23 protein-coding genes are annotated in these 25,030 nt (G+C 45.0%); all 23 read right to left on the bottom strand.

Annotation, left to right across the window (positions count from 1 at the left end; translation table 11 throughout):
• Positions 1-9 precede the first annotated feature (9 nt).
• Positions 10-1,107: a transcription termination factor NusA gene (gene nusA / locus MHH93_RS22990; protein ID WP_440388294.1), complete on the bottom strand. Its 1,098-nt coding sequence runs from the start codon at positions 1,105-1,107 to the stop codon at positions 10-12.
• A 123-nt stretch (positions 1,108-1,230) separates the two neighbouring features.
• The gene (gene rimP, locus MHH93_RS22985) at positions 1,231-1,692 is read right to left on the bottom strand and encodes a ribosome maturation factor RimP (protein ID WP_500055919.1); all 462 of its coding nucleotides are present in this window, start codon (positions 1,690-1,692) and stop codon (positions 1,231-1,233) included.
• 257 nt (positions 1,693-1,949) lie between these two features.
• Positions 1,950-6,269 (bottom strand): PolC-type DNA polymerase III, encoded by a 4,320-nt coding sequence (locus tag MHH93_RS22980; RefSeq protein ID WP_500055918.1) that lies wholly within the window; start codon positions 6,267-6,269, stop codon positions 1,950-1,952.
• Between the two features lie 151 nt (positions 6,270-6,420).
• On the bottom strand, positions 6,421-7,875 hold the full coding sequence (gene proS / locus MHH93_RS22975) for a proline--tRNA ligase (RefSeq protein ID WP_500055917.1): 1,455 nt from the start codon (positions 7,873-7,875) through the stop codon (positions 6,421-6,423).
• 68 nt (positions 7,876-7,943) lie between these two features.
• Entirely contained in the window at positions 7,944-9,215 is a 1,272-nt protein-coding gene (gene rseP, locus MHH93_RS22970; RefSeq protein WP_500055916.1) for an RIP metalloprotease RseP, read from the bottom strand.
• A 114-nt stretch (positions 9,216-9,329) separates the two neighbouring features.
• On the bottom strand, positions 9,330-10,469 hold the full coding sequence (locus MHH93_RS22965; protein ID WP_500055915.1) for a 1-deoxy-D-xylulose-5-phosphate reductoisomerase: 1,140 nt from the start codon (positions 10,467-10,469) through the stop codon (positions 9,330-9,332).
• Positions 10,470-10,538: 69 nt separating this feature from the next.
• Positions 10,539-11,333, bottom strand: a complete 795-nt coding sequence (locus MHH93_RS22960; RefSeq protein ID WP_500055914.1) for a phosphatidate cytidylyltransferase — start codon at positions 11,331-11,333, stop codon at positions 10,539-10,541.
• A 16-nt stretch (positions 11,334-11,349) separates the two neighbouring features.
• On the bottom strand, positions 11,350-12,117 hold the full coding sequence (gene uppS / locus MHH93_RS22955) for an undecaprenyl pyrophosphate synthase (protein ID WP_017689151.1): 768 nt from the start codon (positions 12,115-12,117) through the stop codon (positions 11,350-11,352).
• 89 nt (positions 12,118-12,206) lie between these two features.
• A complete protein-coding gene (gene frr, locus MHH93_RS22950) occupies positions 12,207-12,761 on the bottom strand; it encodes a ribosome recycling factor (protein WP_500055913.1) in 555 nt (184 codons plus the stop codon).
• Positions 12,761-13,489 carry a UMP kinase gene (gene pyrH, locus MHH93_RS22945; RefSeq protein ID WP_500055912.1) on the bottom strand — a complete coding sequence of 243 codons (729 nt, stop codon included), beginning with the start codon at positions 13,487-13,489 and terminating at the stop codon, positions 12,761-12,763. Before pyrH ends, frr begins: the two co-directional genes overlap by 1 nt.
• 234 nt (positions 13,490-13,723) lie before the next feature.
• Entirely contained in the window at positions 13,724-14,374 is a 651-nt protein-coding gene (gene tsf, locus MHH93_RS22940; RefSeq protein ID WP_500055911.1) for a translation elongation factor Ts, read from the bottom strand.
• Between the two features lie 115 nt (positions 14,375-14,489).
• Positions 14,490-15,188: a 30S ribosomal protein S2 gene (gene rpsB, locus MHH93_RS22935; RefSeq protein WP_024630243.1), complete on the bottom strand. Its 699-nt coding sequence runs from the start codon at positions 15,186-15,188 to the stop codon at positions 14,490-14,492.
• A gap of 296 nt (positions 15,189-15,484) precedes the next feature.
• On the bottom strand, positions 15,485-16,111 hold the full coding sequence (locus tag MHH93_RS22930) for a hypothetical protein (RefSeq protein ID WP_500055910.1): 627 nt from the start codon (positions 16,109-16,111) through the stop codon (positions 15,485-15,487).
• A 3-nt stretch (positions 16,112-16,114) separates the two neighbouring features.
• Positions 16,115-16,699: a hypothetical protein gene (locus MHH93_RS22925; RefSeq protein ID WP_500055909.1), complete on the bottom strand. Its 585-nt coding sequence runs from the start codon at positions 16,697-16,699 to the stop codon at positions 16,115-16,117.
• 65 nt (positions 16,700-16,764) lie between these two features.
• On the bottom strand, positions 16,765-17,079 hold the full coding sequence (locus MHH93_RS22920) for a hypothetical protein (RefSeq protein ID WP_500055908.1): 315 nt from the start codon (positions 17,077-17,079) through the stop codon (positions 16,765-16,767).
• 52 nt (positions 17,080-17,131) lie between these two features.
• Positions 17,132-18,541, bottom strand: a complete 1,410-nt coding sequence (locus MHH93_RS22915) for a flagellar assembly protein A (RefSeq protein ID WP_500055907.1) — start codon at positions 18,539-18,541, stop codon at positions 17,132-17,134.
• A 62-nt stretch (positions 18,542-18,603) separates the two neighbouring features.
• Complete coding sequence (locus MHH93_RS22910) at positions 18,604-19,392, bottom strand: FliA/WhiG family RNA polymerase sigma factor (protein WP_253433820.1); 789 nt, start codon at positions 19,390-19,392, stop codon at positions 18,604-18,606.
• A gap of 15 nt (positions 19,393-19,407) precedes the next feature.
• Positions 19,408-19,851: a hypothetical protein gene (locus MHH93_RS22905; protein WP_500055906.1), complete on the bottom strand. Its 444-nt coding sequence runs from the start codon at positions 19,849-19,851 to the stop codon at positions 19,408-19,410.
• Positions 19,852-19,855: 4 nt separating this feature from the next.
• The gene (locus tag MHH93_RS22900) at positions 19,856-20,353 is read right to left on the bottom strand and encodes a chemotaxis protein CheD (RefSeq protein WP_500055905.1); all 498 of its coding nucleotides are present in this window, start codon (positions 20,351-20,353) and stop codon (positions 19,856-19,858) included.
• Positions 20,346-20,966, bottom strand: coding sequence for a chemotaxis protein CheC (locus MHH93_RS22895; RefSeq protein ID WP_440390152.1), 621 nt, complete (start codon positions 20,964-20,966; stop codon positions 20,346-20,348). Before MHH93_RS22895 ends, MHH93_RS22900 begins: the two co-directional genes overlap by 8 nt.
• A gap of 10 nt (positions 20,967-20,976) precedes the next feature.
• Entirely contained in the window at positions 20,977-21,438 is a 462-nt protein-coding gene (locus tag MHH93_RS22890; protein ID WP_145318865.1) for a chemotaxis protein CheW, read from the bottom strand.
• Between the two features lie 41 nt (positions 21,439-21,479).
• Positions 21,480-23,552 carry a chemotaxis protein CheW gene (locus MHH93_RS22885; RefSeq protein WP_500055904.1) on the bottom strand — a complete coding sequence of 691 codons (2,073 nt, stop codon included), beginning with the start codon at positions 23,550-23,552 and terminating at the stop codon, positions 21,480-21,482.
• Positions 23,553-23,584: 32 nt separating this feature from the next.
• Complete coding sequence (locus MHH93_RS22880) at positions 23,585-25,021, bottom strand: protein-glutamate methylesterase/protein-glutamine glutaminase (RefSeq protein ID WP_500055903.1); 1,437 nt, start codon at positions 25,019-25,021, stop codon at positions 23,585-23,587.
• Positions 25,022-25,030 lie beyond the last annotated feature (9 nt).

The following is a 25,030-nucleotide window of genomic DNA, read 5'->3' as shown; positions in this document are numbered from 1 at the left end:
TACTTTACTTTAGTCGACGGAGACGGAATCCTGATGCATTTCAGAAGAAGAATCTTTTTCTCTGCCGAATTCCTGTTCCGCCTGGCTCTCACTCTTAATGTCGATCTTCCAGCCGGTTAATTTGGCTGCCAATCGGGCATTTTGGCCTTTGATACCAATAGCGAGCGACAGTTGATAGTCCGGAACGATAACCCGAGCCATCTTTTCTTCCTCAAATACATGAACTTCCAATACTTTGGAAGGACTCAGTGCATTAGCAACATATTCGTCTACCTGATCGGAGTAACGAACGATGTCGATTTTTTCACCGCGCAGCTCACCCACAATGGTCTGCACGCGCATTCCCTTAGGACCTACACATGATCCAACTGGATCAACTTCCTCGTTACGGGAATGTACGGCAATCTTGGAGCGGAACCCTGCTTCGCGAGCGACGGAGCGAATCTCAACTACACCGTCAAAGATCTCAGGCACTTCCAGTTCAAAGAGACGTTTCAAGAGGCCCGGATGGGTACGGGACAAAATGATTTGCGGCCCTTTGGTCGTATTCTCGACCTTGGTGATATACGCTTTAATACGGTCACCATGAACAAACTTCTCGTTCGGCATCAATTCGGTCAGCGGTAAAGCCGCTTCGATTTTGCCCAGATCGATGTAGATATTGCGCAAATCCTGACGCTGCACCACTCCCGTAACGATATCTTCTTCCTTATCTACGAAAGCGTTGTAGATCAGGCCGCGTTCGGCTTCACGAATCCGCTGGGTCACTACCTGTTTGGCAGTCTGTGCGGCGATACGTCCGAAATCACGCGGCGTAACTTCAATCTCCGCAATATCTTCCAGCTGGAAGTGTGGGTTGATTTCTCGTGCAGCAGGCAATGAAATTTCGGTACGTGAATCCAGGACTTCTTCCACGATCAATTTACGGGCATACACCCGAATAACTCCCGTATTACGGTTCATGTCAACACGCACATTCTGGGCCGTGTTGAAATTCCGCTTGTAGCTGGAAATTAGTGCAGCCTCGATCGCTTCAAATAGCACATCCTTGCTGATCCCTTTTTCCCGTTCCAATTCATTCATTGCTTCAATAAAATCCATACTCATGAATGTTGATCCCCCTTTCAAACATGGCATCTCATACGTAAAACGGCGAAAGGCTCTGAACTCATGAGCACCTTGCCGTTATCGTGAGATGTGTCTTTTTCATTAATAAAGTGAACAAGGCACTTAAAACAAAATAGCTAGGCGCGCACTGGCAACCTTATCATAAGAAATGACATGTTGCTTCTTACCTGCTTCGATCACGAGTTCCCCGTCATCAAAGGATAGCAACTTGCCTTCAAATTCCTTCAATCCGTTCACCGGCTCGTAGGTTGTAACAAAAACATTTTTGCCTACGGATTTGGTAACGTCCTCAGGTTTTTTCAGTGGACGCTCCGCACCGGGAGAAGACACTTCAAGGAAATAGATGGTTGGGATCGGATCGTTCTCATCCAGCTTGGCGCTCAGCTTTTCGCTGATCAAGACGCAATCGTCGATGTCGATGCCACCCTCTTTGTCGACATACACCCGTAAAAACCAGTTGCTGCCTTCTTTGACGTATTCGATGTCAACCAGCTCGAAGCCTTGTTCGTTCAAGTAGGGTTGGATCATTTCTTCCACGGTAGATTTAATGTTCGTTGTGCTCAAAACCAATAACCTCCAACTTAGGTTACACCAGCAAAATAGCACTGGCAGATTATTCAATACCCAAGATTCTTGTATACCAAAGACTAAAGAGTGGGTTTCCCCACTCTTTAGAAATTCGTACTATCTCGTTCACTTCAAAAATTATAACATAGTCTGGTAATAGTGACAAGTAAGCGATGATTCAGTCGGTCTACTTACTAATGAAGGAAAAATTACGTTCACCTCATTAATTACCATTTTAAGATCCAATTTCAATTCTAGAAGAGAGAAAGCTGGTTGCTCTCTGGCAAGCCACGGAAACATCCCATATTCGACAGCAGTTCAACAATGGTCTTACTTGCTTTCGACTTCTGCTGGAAGTCCTCAACCGACAGAAACTCACCATGATCTCTAGCTGCAGCAATATTGCGAGCAGCATTATCCCCGATTCCTGCCAACGCCGAAAATGGAGGGATTAATGATTTTCCGTCAACGATGAACTTCGTCGCTTCAGAACGGTATAAGTCAATGGATTTCAGCGAGAATCCGCGTGCTGCCATTTCCAGACCCATTTCAAGGACAGGTAACATGTTTTTTTCTTTCGGAGGTGCCTGGAAACCCAATTGCTCAATTTCCGTTATTTTACGATAGATTGCGTCATATCCCTGACACATCAGTTCGATATCAATCTCATCCGCTCGAACGGTAAAGTAGGTTGCATAGTATTCAATTGGATGATACAGCTTGAAGAATGCCGTACGTACTGCCGAAATAACATAAGCGGCTGCGTGAGCCTTCGGGAACATGTACTGAATTTTGAGACAGGAATCAATGTACCATTGAGGCACTTTACAATTCTTCATCTCGTCAATCCATTCCTGAGGCAGACCCCGTCCCTTACGAACGCTCTCCGTGATTTTAAATGCCAGACTGGCGTCCATTCCCGTTTTATAGATCAGGAATAACATGATGTCATCCCGACAACCGATTACCGTCTTAATGTTACACGTTCCGTTCTTAATCAGATCCTGAGCGTTTCCAAGCCACACCCCTGTACCATGGGATAATCCAGAGATCTGCAGTAAATCGGCAAAAGATGTCGGCTGGGATTCAACAAGCATCTGACGTACAAACTTCGTTCCCATCTCCGGTACACCAAACGTCGCGACTGGCGACCTTATTTGTTCCGGTGTAACACCGAGAGCTTCGGTGGAGTTAAACATGCTCATGACTTTGGGATCATTCATCGGAATGGTCGTTGGATCGACTCCTGTCAGATCCTGCAACATCCGCATCATCGTTGGATCATCGTGTCCCAGAATATCAAGTTTCAGCAAATTTTCTTCAAAAGCATGATAATCAAAGTGTGTCGTTTTCCACTCGGCATTGACGTCATCAGCCGGAAATTGAACAGGTGTAACGTCTTCGACCTCGATGTAATCAGGTACCACCACAATACCGCCGGGGTGTTGTCCAGTACTCCGTTTTACCCCTGTACATCCAGAAGCCAATCGATTCAATTCAGCTCCGCGCCATTTCTTGTGATGTTCTTCCTCATATTTCTTGGCAAAACCAAATGCTGTTTTCTCAGCCACCGTACCAATGGTCCCCGCACGGAAAACACTCTTCTCACTAAAGAGTACTTTCGTATAGTTATGAGCATGAGGCTGATAATCACCAGAGAAGTTCAAGTCAATATCGGGAACTTTGTCTCCTTTAAAGCCAAGGAAGGTCTCAAACGGAATATCCTGGCCTTCTCCTTTAAGTGTACCACCACAATTCGGACATTCTTTCTCTGGAAGGTCAAATCCACTCCGAACACTTCCGTCCAGGAACCACTCACTGTGTTTGCATTCCGAATTCACACAAATATAATGAGCTGGTAGAGGATTAACCTCGGAAATACCCAGGAATGTAGCAACGACAGAGGAGCCTACCGATCCCCGCGAACCTACGAGATAACCATCCTGATTTGATTTTTTAACCAAACGTTCCGAGATCAGATAGTTGGCAGAAAAACCATATTTAATAATTGGAATGAGTTCTTTCTCCAGTCGTGCCACGATTACCTCTGGTAATTCCTCACCATAGATGGACTTGGCAGTGTTATAACAGGTATTGCGGATTTCTTCGTCCGCACCTTCCAGAATCGGAGTAAACAGTTTGTCCGGGAATAATTTAATTTCCTCGAATCGGTCAGACAACTCCACCGTATTTGTAACAACGACCTCGTATGCTTTGTCTTGACCGAGGAACTGGAACTCTTCCAGCATTTCCTCTGTCGTTCTAAAATGTGCATCCGGTTTACGTTGATCTTTCAGTGGACTAAATCCTGTAATTCCGTGAATGGTGATATCCCGATATAACTTGTCACGCGGCTCCAAATAATGCACATTACCTGTAGCTATGACCGGTTTGTTAAGTTTCGCACCTATATCGATGACTTTACGAATCGCTGTTTTAATTTCTTCGGGTGTAGCCACCAAGCCTTTATCCACCAAATGCATATACATGGTAAGTGGTTGGATCTCCAGTATGTCATAAAATTCGGCAATCTCTTCCGCTTCTTCGAGCGATTTGTTAAGTACCGCTTCGAAAAACTCACCTTTTTCACAGCCCGATATCACCACAAGACCTTCACGCAAGTTAATCAGTTTTGATTTGGGAATGCATGGTACCCGTTTGAAATGTTCCGTATGAGAAAGAGAGACCAGCTTATATAGATTTTTCTTGCCGATATCATTTAATGCATAGATTCCACAATGGAAAGGTCTTGTATTCGACAAGTCGACACCGACATAATCATTCAAACGATCAAGCCTCGTCAAACCTTTCATCTGTGCAGCATCATTTAGCAGTCCGATCAATATACCGGCGAGTGCAACCGTATCATCAATGGCACGGTGATGGCTTTCGAGTCCAACCTTATATTTATCCGCCATCGTATTCAGACGGTGGTTTTTATTTTTCGGAAATAACAATCGCGCCAGTTCCAACGTATCAAGGACCGGGTTAGGAAGCTCCGGCATCCCAATTTGCTTCAGGGAAGCCTGGATAAAGCCCATATCAAAACGTGCGTTATGGGCAACAAGTACACCATCTCCCGCAAACTGCACAAAATCACGGATAACCGGCTCAAGTTCAGGTGCATCTTTTACCATGTCATCATTAATATTGGTCAATTGCTGAATGTTGTAGGGAATACGTTCATGCGGATTTACAAACGTCGCAAACCGGTCGATTTCTTTACCCTCTTGCATCTTCACAGCAGCAATCTCAATAATTTTGTTCTGCGTTACCGAAAGACCTGTGGTCTCGATATCAAACACGATGTATGTTGCGGTTTGCAAATCCAAAGGCTGCGGAGCCATTACAACTGCAACGGAGTCATTCACGACATTGGCTTCAAGACCGTAGATCATTTTAATCCCGTTTTTCTTAGCAGCCTTGGAAGCCTCAGGATATACCTGCACTCCACCATGGTCAGTGACAGCAATTGCTTTATGTCCCCACTCCGCTGCCATTTTTACGTATTTGTCAATTGAAGTTACAGCATCCATGGTACTCATTGTAGAGTGCAGATGGAACTCCACCCGTTTCTCTGGTGCATTATCTTTGCGGGACGGCGGCGCTTTGACTTCAATTAGATCCGATGGAATCATTGCGAGTTCAGGAATTTGCATAAACCGGTCATACTCTACACGTCCACGCACTTTTACCCACTTACCGTTAGCCAGCAAACTGAGAATTTTAACATCCTCTTTTGTTTTGGCAAACATCTTCATTTGCATGGAATCTGTAAAGTCGGTCAGATAGAAGGTAAACAACGTATTGCCGTTTCGCAGTTCTTTACGATCCAGACCAAACACCGTACCTTGAAGCGTGACCTTTTTCTCTTCATCCTGGATTTCCTGCATAGGCACTGCTGGCTCCTTGATATCGTAACCCATCTGCAATCGCAGATCCCCCTGCTCCTCATCCACCGGGATTTCTGTATCCACTTCACTCATCATCTTTTCGATGACCTCAAGTTCCTCGACACGCTTTTGGGCCTGGAACTGTTCCATGGCTTCTTTATTGCTTCCCACTTCGCCTACTTGCATCTTGATACGAAGAGGTAGATGAAAGTATTTTTCATAGAACGTCTTAATGGCCTGATCAATCTGTTTCTTACGAGCCAATTCCATTGAAGTTGCATCACTCATCGTCAGTTGCAGGAGATCTGCTTCACATTCAAACGTAGTCCGGTTCATCCAACCATTCACGGATGGAATCTCACGTGTAACCCACTCCCGAAACAAATTCCAATACTCACTGACGATATCGCCATTCTGTACCTTGTCCGTATATTTAAAGCCAAATGAAATCTTGGCGATGTGATTCATCTTCTCTTGAATATGCAGACAAAATGTACGATAGATTGGAGCAGGTACCAATGTATCCTTTGCAATCAGAATATTCCATTCCCGATTACTTCGGTTGGTCTCTACTTGTTCAATCCATCCATCCAAAAAATAGGGCTCTAACAGACCAGCCGGAAGCTCTGCCTGTTTCATCAACAACTCAAACCGTTTTCTCTTCTCCTCGATTCCGCTCATCGTGTTCCTCCTTGTACCCCCTTAAAGCATGAAAAGCCCCTGCATTCAAAAATGTCACCGATCCGAACTCGCACCGACTCATTTTATCCGACAGAAGCTCCCATTCATTACTCAACTGGTGAAAAAGTGCTCTTCGTCAGGTTATCCTGACTTAATACGCTCTTGCAAACACAACCGTGTGTTCTGCCTTTTCACCACAAGCCAGGCACGTATGCTTTTCTTCCGCAGGCTGGAACGGAATGTTCCGGCTTGTTGCACCAGTGACTTCTCTTACTTTATCTTCGCAAGCTTCTGAACCGCACCATCCAGCCAGAGTAAACCCGCGTTTATTTTCCATCAGTTCTTTCATCTCATCGAGTGTATCCACGGAGTAGAAATTATCCGACATAAATGTGCGAGCGCGCTCTAACATATCTACCTGTATCTGTGTCAGCATAGACTGGATTTCTTCTACCAGGTTCGCTTGTTCTACAACTTTTTTCTCACCTGTAATCCGTGATACGAGTACACAAACGCCATTTTCCATATCACGTGGACCAATCTCCAGACGAATCGGAACACCGCGCATTTCGTATTCGTTGAACTTCCAACCTGGACGAACATCGCTACGATCATCCATTTTCACACGAACTCCAGCTTTTTTCAACTCAGCGAACAACTCATCTGCACGCCCAACCACAGCATCACGCGTTTTTGGAGGTCCAATTGGAATCATGACCACTTGTGTCGGTGCGACTTTAGGAGGAAGCACGAGACCACGGTCATCCCCGTGAACCATAATTAACGCACCAATCAAACGTGTGCTTACTCCCCATGAAGTAGTGTAAGCCAGCTCCAGCACATTGTTGCGGCTAAGGTACTGGATTTCAAATGCTTTTGCAAAGTTCGTGCCCATATAGTGAGATGTACCTGCTTGTACAGCACGTCCATCCTTCATCATGGCTTCGATGGAGTACGTATCCACCGCACCCGCAAACTTCTCGGATTTGGTTTTCTGACCCACAATCACAGGAATAGCCAAGTACTCCTCGACTACTTCACGATAAATCTCAAGCATTTTCATCGTTTCTTCACGAGCTTCTTCTTCGGTCTCATGCGCAGTATGACCTTCCTGCCACAGGAACTCACTTGTGCGAAGGAAAGGCAACGTTCTTTTTTCCCAACGAACTACGTTAGCCCACTGGTTGATCAGTACCGGAAGGTCCCGATAAGACTGAATCCACTTGGAATACATGTGACCAATAATCGTTTCGGATGTAGGACGAATTGCCAGTCGTTCTTCCAGCTTCTCTCCGCCAGCTTCCGTAACCCACGGTAATTCAGGGTTGAAACCTTCCACATGCTCTTTTTCCTTTTGAAAGAAGCTCTCAGGAATGAACATTGGGAAATACGCATTGCGATGTCCAGTTTCCCGGAAACGACGATCCAACTCATCCTTAATATGTTCCCAGATTTCAAATCCGTCTGGCTTGAACACAATACAACCACGTACGGGTGCATAGTCCATAAGATCAGCTTTTTTGATAACATCAATATACCAGCGTGAGAAATCCTCACCCTGTGGTGTGATTTCAGTCACGAACTGTTTATCATTTTCCTTTGACATAAGACTCCAGCGTCCTCCCATAACGACTATACTCTGAACGAAATGTTCAGAGCGTAGTCCAACCGTAATTATCCGTTAATTAAACGTAATATATCATTGTAAGTTACTGCCAGCATCAACACAAACAACATCGCAAATCCGATGAAATGCACCATGCCTTCGCGATTGGGATCAACAGGTCTGCCGCGCAGCGCTTCAATCCCCAAAAATACAAGACGGCTGCCGTCCAGTGCAGGTATTGGTAGCAAGTTGAAAATACCAAGATACAGACTCAAAATCGCTGCCCATCTTGTTAACTGCTCAATCCCTTGTTTAGCAATCTGCCCTGTCACTTCAAATGTACGAACTGGACCACCAATATCATCCATGTTGAATTGATTGATCAAGTGTTTAAAACCTTCAAATATCACTTTGGTTGTATCAACCATGGCCACGCCTGAGACTTTAAATGTCTCTGCAAATCCAACAGATCGGGTTGGTAGCGTAGGTACGATCCCTACTTTACCGCCTTCTTGTCCTTCTACAGCACGTGGAGTAATCGTTATATTAAACGTATCCGAACCCCGACGCAGCGTCCATTCCATCGGCTTGTCTTTGGAATCGGCAATCATCGACACCATTTTTTGTGAATCTGTACCAATAACAGTACCATTGATCGTCTCAATAATATCGCCCTTTTGCAGGTTGGCCTGATCGGCTGCCCCACCTTCAAGCACCTCACCGATTTCTAGATTTTTGGGATTCTCCACCGGCACTCCTGCCATTTGCGCATATACAGCAAACAACACAAATGCCAGGATAAAGTTCATCAGTGGTCCCGCAAAAATAGCCAATGCCCGCTGTCCAACCGTTTTGCTGCCGAATTGACGATCTTTTGGTGCGATCTGCGTTTGTTTACCCCGACTTACCAACATCGCTTGGGGATGAATTCGATACTCCTGAATTTCACCATCTACGTCCAATTGCAGTTTCAGGGCATTTTCCATATCAATGGAGATGACTTCACCACGGATTACATTTTTACGGTTATCCAGCTGGTCCAGATAGATCATCTTCACCTGGTCATCCACAGATCTTACCGCAATGGTCTGTCCTTCCTGGATCTCTACCAGTTCCGGATCTTCTCCTGCCATCCTTGCATATCCACCAAAAGGCAACAAACGCAATGTAAACTGGGTCTCGTTTCTTTTATATGAGAACAATTTGGGACCAAAACCGATCGCAAATTCCCGTACAAGAATACCGGCGCGTTTGGCAAAATAATAATGCCCCCATTCATGAACCGTCACGATGACAAAGAACATGAGCACCGTTAGAAATACCACTTGTATGGTTTCCAATCCCTATCCATCCTCCTTCACGGCACATACCGCAGTCTGTCCCTATAGATTATCATTATTCTCTGATGCCGCACAAGAGAATCACTTCTTCCAATTTGTTATGAAAAAAAGAGATTACAGACTGGACGCAAGTTTACGGCTCTCCTGATCACAACGGGCGATCTCCTGTAGATCAGGCTCGTCCACATTGTGGTGTGCTTCCAGCACAGAAGCAATAATATCTTCTATTTTAAGGAATGAAATCTCTTTACGCAAGAAACGGGCTACAGCAACCTCGTTGGCTGCGTTGAACGCCGTTGTTGCGGTTCCTCCCATTTTACCACAGTCATATGCCATTCTTAAACATGGGAACCGCTCCATATCCATCTCACGGAAATGTAATTTCCCAGCTTGAGCAAGAGACAGACGCTGTGCAGGTGATGGCAAGCGGTCAGGGTAAGTCAGTGCATATTGAATAGGAACTCGCATATCCGGATTCCCCAATTGAGCGATGATACTGGTATCATCAAATTCCACATAGGAATGAATAACACTCTCTGGGTGAAGCAATACGTTAATCTGATCATATCGAAGACCAAATAACCAATGGGCTTCAATGACCTCAAGTCCCTTGTTCACCATGGTTGCCGAGTCTATCGTAATTTTGGACCCCATTGACCAATTCGGATGTTTAAGGGCATCTTCTATCGTCACGCTCTTCAACTGTTCACGGGTAAGATCACGGAATGATCCACCTGAAGCGGTGAGTGTAATACCTGTCAGACGTTCTCTGTTCTCACCATTCAAACACTGGTATATCGCAGAGTGCTCACTATCGATGGGCAGTAAAGAGACTCCTTTGGCAGCTGCTCTTGTAGTAACAATATGCCCCGCCGTAACCAGAGTCTCCTTGTTCGCCAGCCCGATTTGTTTGCCTGCGTCTATAGCAGCAAGCGTTGACTCCAACCCAACACTTCCTACCACCGCTGTAACAACTGTATGCGCATCCGTTCCTGCCGCAACTTCTACAAGTCCTTCCGTACCATAAAACAGTTCCGTTCCTGCAGGCAAATGTGGAGCTACCTTCTCCGCTAATTCTTTGGACCCCACCGATACCTTCTTCGGTCGGTAACGTTTGGTTTGTTCGATCAGCAGGTCTGTATTGCCTCCGGCAGCCAGTCCCTCCACTTGAAAGAGTTCTGGATGCATGTCAATTACATCCAGTGTCTGGGTTCCAATGGAACCGGTCGAGCCGAGAATCGCAATTTTTTTCATGCTGCACCTCATCTTTATTTATCCAATGCCTACGGCGAACAATCTGATACCTCAGAATTATGTTCTTCTTTAGTAGGGCAGTAGCATTAGTATATGTACGAATGGAAATACAACAATCCAGCTGTCGCACCGATCAAGAATGCCTCCATGCCCTGGGAGAAGACTGCCTGAATCCTTGATATTATATACACGTTTGTATGCAGACTGGATCAAGTCACCCATCTGACCTACGACTGCACAGGCAATTCCAATTACAATTGCTCTCTGCCAGGAAAGCAAACCATCTGATACCAATGCAAAAATAACAGAAGTAACAATTGCAATCACGATGCCACCTAGTGCACCCTCCACGGTTTTGTTTGGACTGATGGAAGGCCATAGTTTGTTTCTGCCAATTAGTTTCCCTACAAAATAAGCGCCTGCATCACTGGCCCATATGGAGCCCAGTAGCAGGAACGTCCAGAACAACCCATGATGCAGATGTCTGGATTCTGCAATGTAATAGAAACCAATCCCTATATACAACACGCCGAGGAAAAGCATGGCCACCGTATTCACGGGGACCTTATTTTTGGTGACAACCGAAGCTGTCATCAGTACAAGCATTACAATCCAGATGACCTGAAATAAGGATAGCGGTCTTGCTTCCCAGACCATTTCCCAAGGAAACACGATGGCAAAAACACCAGCATATCCAATCAGGGCCACACCTGAAAAAGGCATCACCCCGGTCATTTTAACAAATTCATAATAACCGATGAGAGCCATAAGCAAAACCAAACCATGGTACCAGGGTCCGCCCAGCATGCAAAAACCCAAAAACAACACACCTGCTATGATTCCTGTCGTTAATCGCTGTTTCAACGGCTTCATCCTCCATCTATTTCAAACCGCCGTAACGCCTTGTTCTGCGCTGATATTCGGCTACTGCTTCAAGCAAATGCTTTTTGCCAAATTCGGGCCAGTATATATCCGTAAACCATAATTCACTATATGCAAGCTGCCAAAGCATAAAGTTGCTTAATCTCAGCTCTCCGCTCGTCCGGATCAGCAAATCCGGATCAGGCATGTCAACCGTCAGCATATGTCTATCAATGAGTTCAGGTGTTATGTCCTCCGCTGATAGTTCCCCCGATTTCACCTGCAGAGCGATCTGTTTAACACAGTCCGTCATTTCACGACGACTTCCGTAGTTCATTGCAAAGTTCAAAACGAGACCTGTATTATGTTCCGTAAGACGAATGGCTTCCCGCAAAGCATTGATGGTATGAGAAGGTAAGTGTTCCTCTTGTCCCATCATGCGAATGCGCACATTTTTTTCTATAAGTTCATCCAGCTCTATAGCCAGAAATTCCTGCGGAAGTCGCATCAGAAAATCCACTTCTTCTTTTGGACGCGTCCAGTTTTCTGTCGAAAAAGCGTACATCGTCAGATATTTGATGCCCAGTTCATCCGCCGCGATGGTCGCACGTTTGACCGCCTTCATGCCATTTTGGTGCCCGGCTATACGCGGGAGTCCCAAACGTTTGGCCCATCGTCCATTACCGTCCATGATGATGGCGACGTGCTGCGGGATATTGTCCTCGGATATAGTCAGCGTTTCCTGCTTGTCAGCCCCATTCCACCACGACCGAACCCGTTTGATCATTCCTGTTCCTCCAAAATCCCTGAAGTTTCTTCATCTGAAGCTTGGAAAAAGAGACAAAACCCCACCGTATTGGAGGGGCTGCGCTTGTCTTACACTTCCATGATTTCTTTTTCTTTGGCAGCGAGTACCTTATCGACTTCAGCAATAAACTTGTCGGTCGATTTTTGGATGTCGTCCTGATGTCTCCGGGATTCATCCTCGGAAATATCGGACTTCTCCATTTTCTTGATATCATCATTCGCATCACGACGGATGTTACGAATCGCTACTTTACCTTCTTCACCGAACTTCTTCGTCAGCTTTACAAGTTCCCCTCTACGTTCTTCCGTTAATGCCGGAATAGACAAACGGATCATGTTGCCATCATTGGCTGGAGTAAGACCCAGATCCGATTTCATAATGGCACGCTCGATTTCACCCATAGAAGATTTGTCCCAAGGCTGAATCATCAGTGTACGGGAATCCGGAGTACTGATATTAGCAAGTTGATTCAATGGCGTCATTGCTCCATAATACTCTACCTGAATTCGGTCCAGAAGAGCTGGAGTTGCGCGGCCTGCGCGCAAAGTAGCCAAGTCACGACGCAATGCTTGAATTGCTTTTTCCATACGCTCTTCGGCATGTTGTTTAACCGCTTGTGGCATTAATCTACACTCCCTTTAACGATTGTTCCGATACGTTCGCCCAGAACAACACGCTTGATGTTACCTTGTTCCGTAATGGCAAATACGATCAACGGGATGTTGTTGTCCTTACAAAGCGAGGATGCCGTCGAATCCATTACACCAAGGTCTTTGTTAAGAATATCCATGTAAGTCAACTGATCAAATTTCACAGCTGTATTGTCCTTAAACGGATCTGCTGAGTATACACCATCAACTTTATTTTTGGCCATCAAGATAACTTCTGCTTCAATCTCCGCTGCGCGCAGTGCTGCTGTTGTATCCGTGGAAAAGAACGGGTTACCTGTACCTGCTGCAAAAATAACGACCCGGCCTTTCTCCAAATGGCGAATAGCTCTACGACGAATATAAGGTTCTGCAATTTGTTGCATTGCAATAGATGTCTGTACACGCGTAGGTACTTCAATCTGTTCCAAAGCATCCTGCAATGCCAGCGAGTTCATTACTGTCGCCAGCATACCCATATAATCGGCAGTTGCACGATCGATACCATTTTCGCTACCGGCAATTCCACGCCAGATGTTTCCGCCGCCACATACGATAGCAACCTGTACACCAAGTGCAACAACCTCTTTTACCTGTTGGGCAATCGACGAGATCGTATCTGCATCAATACCGTAGCCGTTTTGACCGGAAAGGGACTCTCCGCTGACCTTTAAGACAACACGTTTAAATACTGGCTGTTCCAATTATTCACCCTCCACTTTGAATCGAACACGCTCGGTGTTCAACCAACAAAACTTCTCGCGCATGGCCTCCTGCTTAAAAAGAAAGGAACACAGTTGTGTTCCGCTCTTTTAGGAAAAACGTTTAACCGGTAAGGCACTGTTTTCCTGAGATATAAGGGAGTTTACGCTTCGAAGTTTTATCATCATTCTTATATCTTCGAAAATCAATCCTGCTTGCCGGTTAAATAAACCGTCTTATTTGTTTACTTGGGACATTACTTCTTCAACGAAGTTGTCTACTTTTTTCTCAAGACCTTCACCCAGTTCGTAACGAACGAAACGACGGATGGAGATATTTTCACCAATTTGGCTGATTTTTTCGTTCAGCAATTGGGAGATCGTTTTGTCTGGATCTTTAACGAAAGTTTGTTCCATCAGGCAGTATTCTTCGTAGTATTTACCGATACGGCCTTCAACCATTTTTTCAATAATTTTCTCTGGTTTGCCTTCGTTAAGAGCTTGAGCTTTCAGGATTTCTTTTTCTTTTTCCAGCTCATCTGTAGGAACTTCTTCACGTGTAACGAATTTAGGATTAGCTGCAGCGATTTGCATAGCTACATCTTTAACGAAATCCTTAAATTGATCCGTTTTACCAACGAAGTCTGTTTCACAGTTAACTTCAACCAAGACACCAATACGTCCACCAGCGTGGATGTAAGATTCAACAACACCTTCAGTTGCTGCACGGCCTGCTTTGCTTGCTGCTGCAGAAAGACCTTTCTCACGCAACAATTCAGCTGCTTTCGTCACATCACCGTTTGCTTCTTCCAGTGCTTTTTTGCAATCGAGCATTCCAGCGCCCGTTTTTTCGCGAAGTTCTTTTACTGCACTCGCATTAACTGCCATTATAAATTCCCTCCAAAATTAAGTATTGTACGTACACTCTAAAAAAAGGGCAGTGAGAGGTTATCCACCTGCCAACCACCCTTTTCATTTAGTTTATAGCATATGTTCGAATCTATTAAGCGGAAGTTTCTTCGCCTTGATTAGCTTCGATTACAGCATCAGCCATTTTACCTGTCAGCAATTTAACAGCGCGAATCGCGTCGTCATTACCTGGGATAACATAATCGATCTCATCCGGATCGCAGTTAGTATCAACGATACCAACAATTGGGATACCCAATTTGCGAGCTTCCGCAACAGCGATACGCTCTTTGCGTGGATCGATAATGAACAGGGCGCTTGGCAGGCCTTTCATATTTTTAATACCGCCCAAGAATTTCTCCAGACGATCTTTTTCTTTGCGAAGCAAAATAACTTCTTTTTTAGGCAATACAGCGAATGTACCGTCTTCTTCCCAAGCTTCCAACTGTTTCAAACGATCAATACGTTTTTGAATAGTTGAGAAGTTAGTCAGGGTACCGCCCAACCAACGTTGGTTGATGTAAAATTGACCAGCGCGTTCAGCTTCTTCTTTAACGGAATCTTGAGCTTGTTTCTTAGTACCCACGAAAAGAATTGTACCATTCTCTCCTGCGATTCCTTTAACGAAGTTGTAAGCCTCTTCGACTTTTTTCACCGTCTTTTGCAAGTCGATGATATAAATTCCGTTTCTTTCAGTGAAGATATAACGATCCATTTTTGGGTTCCAACGACGAGTCTGGTGACCGAAGTGTACCCCTGCTTCGAGAAGCTGTTTCATGGAGATTACTGCCATCTTCACACACCTCCTAATATGGTTTTTATTGTGTCCTCCGCCGGCATCATTTTTCGCCAAGACTCTCCATAAGGAAAGCACCCTCAACAAAATTAGCACATGCGTGTGTTTTAACACCGTTATTTAATATAGCACATCTGGATATCTGATGCAACAGTCTTTAAAGCTAAAATCTACTTTTTACTTTTTGCAAGTATTGAATCATTTTACACTTCATATGTAATTCATCGCTAATTAATATCAAGCCTTAACAATGCCTGATTTAATTCGAAAAGAACCGCCCTGTCCGAGCATGCTCAGTTTGACGGTTCTTTCGTAATTTTTGCGATAATGGATTTGAAACTTTCGCCCTTTTCAAGCGCATAAGTACCCACTTGGATTTTGGTATTGATTCTCTCGGCTTTGCCAGCTTTTATGAAGGCCTGAGCATCATCTACAATTCCCGCATTTTTCAGGTTTGCTGCGACGATCGCCAGACTATTTCCTGAGCGTACTTTGAATGATACTGTTGCACCGTTCGGTTTGCTCGGCGTTACAGGATCTGTTGTTTTTGGCTCAGTTATCTCTTTCTGCCCATCAACTTCACTTGTAGCAGGCTCTTGTGGTTTCTCAGGCTCTGCAGGTGTCTCCGTAGAGGTTACTGTCTCAGGAGGTGTTGCTGTATTCCCTTGCAACTCACTGCTCTCCTGTTTTTTCTTCGTTACCCACTCTGCCTCTGTGTATAATTCCTCTTCAGAACCGACCAATTTCATATCCATGCTTTTCGCGGCTGTTTCAAGCTGTTCTTTAGTCATATTGGTGGTCTGCTCGGGATCCAGATTGCTATCCGATAATGCATTTTGTCCGACTGTGGCCAGTTGAAGCAAAACTGCACCAATAATCATACCGCTCCCCAGACCAATCCATAAGGATCGCTTGTCCATGACTTAGCTCTCCTCCCGTTCCGCCAGTTGCAGTATTAACTGTACCTCACCACGCTGAATGCCTGTCTGCTTGGATATGGCATCCATCGACTTACCTTCAGCATGTAGATTAAAGAGTTCTGCATATCGATCTTTAATTGATTCACGTTGTGGCAATGATTCCACTTTGCTCGACTGTAGATCTGCTTCTGACGCCTGCTGAGCTGCCTCTGCTTGTACACTTTTCACAAGCGCTTGTGCTTGCAAACCTTCGGAAGCTTGTACGGGTACATTGGCTGAGTGTTGTACAGGTGATGCGACAGGTTCGTTTTTTTTGCTCTGTTCCAGCTGATCCAATCGTTGCTGTAGTTCCTGAAGTTGCAATTGCATACGTTGATCGGCTGCAGTCGCTTCTCCCTTCATCTCAGCCACACGTTGAATAAGAGCATCATTATCATTTTCGATCTCGGTCATGTAGTGTTCAAGCGTAGTTTCCATCTCCTGCACCAGTTGATGTCCTGGCTCTTGCGCCTTGTTTTTTCGAGGCATAATATAAGCGTAGGCGATGGCGCAGGCCCCTAATATGACAATAATGATCCATGGTGACAAATTGGGTTCTCTCCTTCTGATTCAACCATCGGTGCGCAAGACTGCATATCCACAACAGCTATTTATTATAAAGACAGATCTATGTGTTTTCCTTTATACGGATGTTCTGCAGGTTTGACAGTTTCTTGAGCCTGAGCATTCTCCTGTGCATCGGAACCACTCTGCTGATTCCCATCATTGGTATGACCATCGCGCACCGAAGTCTGTGAAGTTTCGTCCATAGCTTCACTTCGTTGCCTTGCTTCATTTGCTTCTTTCGACGTTTGCTCTGCCAAAAGATTCTGATCCGTAATCGGTCGCTGCTGAGCTTCACTTTGATAGCGACCTGCCTCACTTGTTCGTGGTACCGCAATCTGCAACTCCACTGCTTTGAAACTCATACGTTCACCTCACGGTTTCGAATGGATTTCTTTCTGTGCCTGAATGCTGTACTTAAACGTATGGAACCATCGTAATATCGCCATCATGATAATAAAATGAAATTCGACTCACTGGATCTTTAATAAATTTCGTGTATCTGCCGATAACTATTTTAGAGCCTCCATAAATCATCTTCAGAATATCAACACGAGCCTTACTTGTATCTTCGAGTGCCTTCTCGATTTCAAAGATACGCATTTTCGTTTCTTCACTTATGCGAAGAGCAGATTTCTGCGTAGCACCTAACTTGATTCGCATCGACATCTTATCCGGACTTAACTGTCCAGCGGCAGCTAACTGGTCTAACAAAGTCAGAGCCTTCTTCGTTTTGTCCAAGGAGTCCATCTGTTCTCTGGCTTCCTTGCGCAGATCATTCAGTTCGTTACGCAGCCTTGGCAGAACACCCACTTCAATGGAAGTGACCGTCGACATACTGTTACCTACAACACGAGCTGATACATGCTGACCTGCCTGAATTGAACCACCAACGATTAGACCTTTAGTTCCTGCACAGATGACACCATGGCCAGCACGAATATTGGAATGCATAATACTTTGGGAAACAAGAACATCTTCACCAGCATCCACGTTGCCCTCTTGAATAAACGTACATTTAACATTATGGCCTGCCTGTACCAGACCTTTGTTATAACCAATAATACCACCGGTAATTTCGATTGAGCCGCCTGCTTCCAGTTCCGCTCCTTCGACACCACCGACGACACGAATGTCACCTGCTGCTTTTACTTTAAATCCGGTAAGTACATTGCCTCGTATGACAACCGTGCCTACAAAGTCGATATTGCCGTTATTGTAATCAACGTCACCATTGACTTCATACACCGGAAACACATTAAGTTTGTTACCGTCGGTTTTGGTTACCAGCCCATCAAGTGCAGCATACATCGCAGAACCATCCGGGTTAATGACAACGTTTTTCCCAACTTTAAACCGAGCTTCTTTACCCGGACGATAAGGAATTTCTTCACCCGTTACTGCCCTGCCTGGTATGCCCTCGCTAGGAGCGATTCGCTCTGCAATAATCTGACCACTACGGACATTGTTTAAGCGGGTCACTTCTTTGTAATCAACGGTTCCATCTTCCGATTCAAGCGGTCGCCGTTCGTCCGTGTCATCCATTCCAACCAGAATCTTGATGAATCCATCGGTTCCCTGAATAGGAGCGATACCTTCGGCAATCTTGTATTTATCTTTTAAATAGGTTTCAGGGTTGCTCACAAAAAGCAATAACGCCTCTCGCAATACTCCTTGTTTGATGCCCTTGCTCGCCACAAATTGTTCAAGCTCATCGATCGTGCAGGCAAAGCCTTCTTCCTCTTTGGAAAATTCAAGGTAGGCTGTGCATTTGTCGTCCGATAAAACAATGTTTAAACATTGTTCCAAAGCAGTCCGCTGTGTCACTGCAGTTCTTCCCCCTTTTAGACTTTCCACTCCCCAAACTCCAATGATATTACTTTTCTCTATTAATCTTTACGCATCAACAAATCTTTCTGTTTGTCCAACGTGCCGCGTAGTCGTAATATTGCCTTGGAATGTAACTGGGATATGCGAGACGGAGAAAGAGACATGACCTCCGCAATTTCACTAAGAGAAAGATCTTCGTAATACAAGAGTGAAACAACCGTTCTCTCTTTTACCGTCAACTTGTCAAGCCCCTGCACCAAAGCTTCCTTCAAATAAAACTCATTTACTTTATAATCCGGATTTTTGGCTTTCTCATCTACCATCAACGAAAGACGAGTCTCAGACTCTTCTTCACGAATCGGGTCTTCCAGTGAACAAAGTGACATGACTGCCACTTCCTGAAGCATATGTTGAAAATCTTTGGTAGACACGTCCAGATACTGACTCATTTCTTCATCACTAACGGACCTAAGATAGCTTTGTTCCAGCTGTTGGTAGGCGTCTTCGATTCGCTTGGCCTTCTCCCGAACAGAACGCGGAACCCAATCACCTTGACGCAGACCGTCAAGAATGGCTCCGCGGACCCTCCATGATGCATACGTTTCAAACTGCAAACCACGCTCATAGTCGAATTTCTCCAAGGCATCAATTAACCCCATAACACCATTGCTCTCCAAATCATCCTTGGGAACATTTTTGGGCAAACCAACAGCCAGTCGACCGGATACATAGTTAACAATATGAAGATACTTTTCAATCAAAGTTTTCTTGGCTTCAAGATCTCCATGTTCTTTCCACTTTTCCCACAGATCAGAATGGTTCAAATGTGAAGCTTTACGCTCGTTCAATTGCTTTCACCCTCCTTATTTGTCTGTCAGGTGACGAACGGCCTGCGCCAATTCCTCCGGATCCTTGGTCCGGACAAGTTTAGGCGGATCCAAAGGGGCGAATCCCGTTGGAGCTTTCGTCTCAGATGGCGGAAGATCGTCCCCAGTTGAAGCGTTCTGTCCACTCTTGAGCAAATCATTCAGCTCTTGTCCATCGTCTTCGATTTTAATGTCCACCTGTGAACCTCTTTGATCTTGAGCATTTGGTGAATCATAACCATATCCATTTCCCTCGACCTGAGGGTTCAGCAGCAATCCCAATCCCCAGCGTAAACCGTAGGCAAGGACAAACCAGGCTACGAATCCGATCAATCCGCGAATTAAACTGGTCATCAACACATTGCTGCTGTATGCTACAAAAAAAGTAATAATAAACCCAACGATGCCTGCTCCAAGATTAATGCGGTAGTTTCCTATCATAGTCTTATAATTCCTTTACACCCATTTGTACACTTCGAATAGTCAAAAGTCCAGTTTCACAATCCATTTCAATTGTTCGTCCATAATTTCCACCGGTATCTTCTGCAAGAAGAGGGATATTGAGTTTTTGAAGCCACTCTCGACAAGAATCTGCATTACGCGGTCCAATGCGCATGGTATCTCCAGCCCCGGCAAAAGCAAACATCTGAGAGCCTCCGGCCATTTTAGACACAATACGTGAGTGAGAAGCGCCTAGTTTTATCATCTTTTCCAAAAGCTCAGGCAACGCCGTATCCGCATATTTAGCAGTGTTCAGTTTCCCTTCGCGTGCGATCTCTGAAGTAGGAAGCATGACATGCGCCATTCCAGCCAGCTTCAAATGTGGGTCATACATTGTTAATCCCACACACGAACCCAAGCCAGTCGTACGGATAACACCAGGAAGCTGAGCGATGTTTAAATCCGCCATACCGACTTTAACGACGCTTTTGTCCTCAATCATGGCTCAGTGGCACCCCTAGCGATTCAAATATCTTTGCAAAGGATGGTGGGTCCGGAATGAGGAAAAACTGACCCTCAACCTGATCTTCACCTTCAAAGAAAGATGTGTCAATCAACAATGCAGCGTCACCCATCTCACCAAACTGCAACAAGCCATAACTTAGAATGGCACCTGCCATGTCAATGGCAAGTCCAGGAACGGTTGGATACATGGACAACTTCGTGAAATCTGCCAAAGAAGAAAGGTAAGAACCGGCCAATATATTTCCAATCTCGGAAAGCGCTGATTGCTCCATATCTGTAAAATCGAGTCCTTCTTTCAGATCAAACCCGGCAAGTCTATTCAACAACATTTTAGCAGCCTCTGGTGTCATCATAAAGAAAAGATTTCCCGGTGCTTCCCCTTCTACACGAAGAAATACGGTAACAACGATACGTTCATCTCCGCCTACTTTTTCGGCAACTTCTTCAAAAGGGAGCATTTGTACTTTAGGTACACCCATGTCAATCGGTCTGTTGAGGAGTTGAGACAACGCCGTTGCGGCGTTGCCTGCTCCAATGTTACCGACCTCTTTGAGCACATCCATCTGGAATACCTCAAATCGGTTGAACATCTCCACGGTACTAGCCCTCAACACTTTCCAGCTGTACAATCTCGCTTTTATTTAATACTTCGTTCAAGTTAAGCATAATCAGCAAGCGTGAATCCTCCAATTTAGCAACACCTCGCAGGTATCTCGCTTTGACGCCGCCAACCACTTCTGGTGGGCTATCGATCGCACTGCTCTTGATATCAATAACATCATTGGCCGAATCAACGATAAAGCCAACTTGCATATCGTCTACACCTACGATAACAATACGCGTCTGATCCGTGTATTCCGATTCCGGCAGGGAGAAACGACCGCGTAGATCAATGACCGGAATGACAACACCACGTAGATTAATAACTCCTTTTACAAAAGAAAGTGTCTTGGGAACACGAGTAATTGGCATCATGCGCTCAATTGTCTGAACCTTGTCTACCTCAATACCATACTCTTCGGAACCCAATTTAAAGACGATGACTTTCAACTCTTCTTCCATGTAAAAAACCTCCCTATTAAATGTAAGACTTAGCTCTATGCTTATTTAATAAATGCATTAGGATCAAGAATCAGGGCTACTTGTCCATCTCCGAGAATGGTTGCTCCAGAGATTCCTTCGATAGCAGGAAGATAGGTTCCCATTGATTTGAGAACAATCTCACTTTGTCCAATGAATTCCTCAACAGCTACCGCTGCAAGACGGTCGCCTTTACGAATCACGACTATTTCTGTTTCTTGCTCATCTGCGTCATTGAAATCCGGTACAGAGAATACTTCGCTCAAAGACAAGTACGGAATCAGTGACTCACGGAACGTGATCATTTTATTGCCGTGAATATTACGAACTTGTTCACGTTGTACAATGGCCGTCTCTACAATGGAGGACAATGGAACAGCGTATTTCTCTGAACCAAGTCGTACAAGCATTGCTGCGATAATGGAAAGGGTCAATGGAAGCTGAACAGAGAAGTTCGTGCCTTTGCCTGGAGTCGAATGAATGGTTACATTACCGCCAAGCGAAGTGATCTTCGATTTTACTACGTCCAAACCAACGCCCCGGCCAGAGATGTCCGAGATAATATCCGCAGTACTAAAACCAGGTGCGAACAACAGTTGATTTACTTCATCGTCGCTCATCTTGGCACCTTGTTCTTCAGTAACAACTCCACGCTTGATCGCGGTTTTCAAAAGCTTGTCGCGATAGATACCTTTACCATCATCTTCAATCTCGATAAATACGTGATTTCCACTGTGGAAAGCGCGCAGGTTGACTGTACCCATCTCTGGTTTACCTGCAGCTACACGCTCTGCAATGGATTCCACACCATGGTCAACCGCGTTACGAAGCAAATGCACCAGCGGATCACCAATCTCATCAATTACCGTACGATCCAGTTCCGTCTCAGCACCTGTAATGACCAAATCGATTTTCTTATCAAGTGTCTTAGCCAAATCACGGATCATGCGCGGGAATCGATTAAATACGGTATCCACTGGAACCATCCGCAATTTCAATACAATGTTTTGCAAATCTGTGCTAACTCTGCTTAAATGTGCTACCGTATCGGATAAATCATTGTTGCCTGTCTCACTGGCGAGTTGCTCCAGACGTGAACGGTCAATCAACAATTCACTGAACAGGTTCATCAATACATCAAGACGTTCAATATCTACACGAATGGTACGTGAAGGTGCAGCAGCTTGCTTCGGTGCAGCTGTTTTGGCTGGTGCCGTTTTGGATTCTTCTGTAGGTGCAGAATTATTATCGGATGAAGCAACCTCCGTCACAGCTGTCGGTGCTTCTGGCGCTTCCACTGTAGCTGCTACCTGATTGGCCATCTGCTGAAGAGTCTCTTGATCCAGTTGAATGAGCTTTGCACTTTCAATTTCAGAGATACTCATGATGCCTTCTTCCAGTTCGTGCGCCTCTTTAGTTGTTATGTAATACAACGAGAAACTGCGCTCAAACTTCTCTTGCTCAATATCCTGAACGGACGGGTAGGCTTTAACGACTTCACCTGAACGTTCCAGCATATCAAAGACCATATAAGCCCGTACACCTTTTAACTGGCTATGCTCGCTGACAAGTACATCCACATAAAACACACGGTGGCCTTCAGCAATCGACTGATCCAACACTGAATACTGGAATTCATCCAGTTCCACTGCCGAAGCAATTGAGGCGTTAGCCGGTTTGTTTTTTTCAGTTGCAGGAGCAGCTCCGCTTGTCATTTCACCATTTTCAATTGCCTGAAGTGAAGCAACGATTGATGATACATCTGCTTTACCTTGTCCACCTTCGGTAATATCCTGAACCATGGTTTCCAAAGCGTCCAGACTCTTAAACATGGTGTCAAAAATGTAATCCTGCATTTTCAACTTCTCATTACGAACCAGATCCAGCACATTTTCCATTTTATGTGTCAGGGATGCCAAATCTTCAAAACCCATGGTTGCTGCCATACCCTTTAAGGTATGAGCAGAGCGGAATATAACCTGAACTATGCCCAGATCTTCCGGATTGCCTTCAAGTTGAAGCATGTTTTCGTTAAGCGATTGCAGATGATCATTAGACTCATCAATAAACATGGATAAATATTGGTTCATGTCCATTGTGAGGCACCTCCTTCGTGAGTTACACTCCGTTATTTCACTGCTTGAACAAGTTTAGATGCAATCTCCTGTAGTGGCAGAAGATGGCGAACGCATTGCAGCTCTACAGCAGAACGCGGCATACCATATACAACACATGTTTCTTCATTCTCGGCAAAGGTTGATGTAACTCCAGCTTCGTATAATCTCTTCATCATACGTGCGCCATCACTTCCCATTCCCGTCAGCAAAACAAGATGCCTTTGTAAAGATGTAAACGGCAGAAGCGACTCAAACATCGTATCCACTGAAGGTCTATGTCCATTTACTGGTTGATCTTCAGTCAGCTTCACGACATACTTCCCGTCTGCTGTTTTGTTAACTTTCACATGGAATCCACCAGGTGCTATATAGGCAGTCCCTTTTTTCAGAACCATGCCCTCTTCAGCTTCAACTACATGTAGTGGACTGAACGTATTCAGTCGTTGAGCCAGAGAACGTGTGAAATTGGGCGGCATATGCTGCACAATAATGACCGGTGCAGGCAAATCAGCAGGCAACTGCTCGAGTAATGTCTTGAGAGCCCTCGGTCCACCTGTAGAGCAACCTATCGCCACAAGCTTGTTGAATGTTCCTTCCGACCCCGTTACACTTTTAGGGACAGGATTAGGCTTGATTACATCCTTGGCTTTTGCAGAAGCTGCTGCTATTTGATCAGCTGCCACTCTAGATGCATTAGGTAGTCGAACCTCCTTCGGAGTCTGCACTGGATTAGCTGACCTCACTACTCTTTCTGCATTTGACACCGAATTACGCTCCACCTTCGGTAATGACTCAGGTCTATTTTCTACTCGACCTGGCTTCGAAGGTGATAATGGTTCAATTGTTTTCTTGGATTTGGCCTGAAAGACTTCAGTCCGTTCTTGAAGAGAGCGTGGAGTCGTCTTGGCAGGTTCAATCGTTTTTTTCACAGGCTCTACTCGATCTCTGCCTGGTAATTCTTTCAGCTCTGGCTGAGTTGGGGGAGCTACTGCTCCTCGCAACATGTCTCTATTTTTTAAAGACAAATCACGATCAGCTTTTCGTTTGATCTCATTCATTGCAGCACGCATGCGCTCCACCAAGGCTTTACCGACTTGAGCAATATCTTGGTCATGTGAAATAGATGGTTTGCGAATGAAGTCAAATGCCCCAGCTTCAAGTGCCATAATGGTTTCTTTCATGCCTTGTTCATTGATACCAGAGAGCATAATTACAGGAACGAAGGATTCCTTCATAATTGATTTTAATGCGTCCAACCCATTCATTTCGGGCATCTCAACATCCATCGTAATAATATCGGGTTTCAATTCTAGTGATTTTTGAATCGCTTCTCTACCGTTTGATGCCGTTGCCGTAACCTTGAATTCCGGATCCGCTTGGATCAAATCCGTAACAATCTTACGCATAAAAGCGGAATCATCGACAACCAATACTTGATACACCGCCATGTTGTGTCA

It is taken from the genome of Priestia sp. FSL H7-0729, from assembly GCF_038005685.1.
Lineage (GTDB): Bacteria > Bacillota > Bacilli > Paenibacillales > Paenibacillaceae > Paenibacillus.
Note: the sequence above shows the minus strand (reverse complement) of the source record. Positions and strands in the feature narration are given on the sequence as shown.

Bases quoted from the DNA above. Each gene is read 5' to 3' on its own strand.
- MHH93_RS22895 (WP_440390152.1), bottom strand. From the start codon at position 20,966: ATGTTCAACCGATTTGAGGTATTCCAGATGGATGTGCTCAAAGAGGTC.
- nusA (WP_440388294.1), bottom strand. From the start codon at position 1,107: ATGAGTATGGATTTTATTGAAGCAATGAATGAATTGGAACGGGAAAAA.
- MHH93_RS22930 (WP_500055910.1), bottom strand. From the start codon at position 16,111: ATGGACAAGCGATCCTTATGGATTGGTCTGGGGAGCGGTATGATTATT.
- MHH93_RS22905 (WP_500055906.1), bottom strand. From the start codon at position 19,851: ATGATAGGAAACTACCGCATTAATCTTGGAGCAGGCATCGTTGGGTTT.
- MHH93_RS22965 (WP_500055915.1), bottom strand. From the start codon at position 10,469: ATGAAAAAAATTGCGATTCTCGGCTCGACCGGTTCCATTGGAACCCAG.
- frr (WP_500055913.1), bottom strand. From the start codon at position 12,761: ATGCCACAAGCGGTTAAACAACATGCCGAAGAGCGTATGGAAAAAGCA.
- MHH93_RS22880 (WP_500055903.1), bottom strand. From the start codon at position 25,021: ATGGCGGTGTATCAAGTATTGGTTGTCGATGATTCCGCTTTTATGCGT.
- uppS (WP_017689151.1), bottom strand. From the start codon at position 12,117: ATGATCAAACGGGTTCGGTCGTGGTGGAATGGGGCTGACAAGCAGGAA.
- MHH93_RS22920 (WP_500055908.1), bottom strand. From the start codon at position 17,079: ATGAGTTTCAAAGCAGTGGAGTTGCAGATTGCGGTACCACGAACAAGT.
- MHH93_RS22980 (WP_500055918.1), bottom strand. From the start codon at position 6,269: ATGAGCGGAATCGAGGAGAAGAGAAAACGGTTTGAGTTGTTGATGAAA.
- MHH93_RS22900 (WP_500055905.1), bottom strand. From the start codon at position 20,353: ATGATTGAGGACAAAAGCGTCGTTAAAGTCGGTATGGCGGATTTAAAC.
- rpsB (WP_024630243.1), bottom strand. From the start codon at position 15,188: ATGGCAGTAATCTCCATGAAACAGCTTCTCGAAGCAGGGGTACACTTC.
- proS (WP_500055917.1), bottom strand. From the start codon at position 7,875: ATGTCAAAGGAAAATGATAAACAGTTCGTGACTGAAATCACACCACAG.
- tsf (WP_500055911.1), bottom strand. From the start codon at position 14,374: ATGGCAGTTAATGCGAGTGCAGTAAAAGAACTTCGCGAAAAAACGGGC.
- MHH93_RS22890 (WP_145318865.1), bottom strand. From the start codon at position 21,438: ATGGAAGAAGAGTTGAAAGTCATCGTCTTTAAATTGGGTTCCGAAGAG.
- MHH93_RS22885 (WP_500055904.1), bottom strand. From the start codon at position 23,552: ATGGACATGAACCAATATTTATCCATGTTTATTGATGAGTCTAATGAT.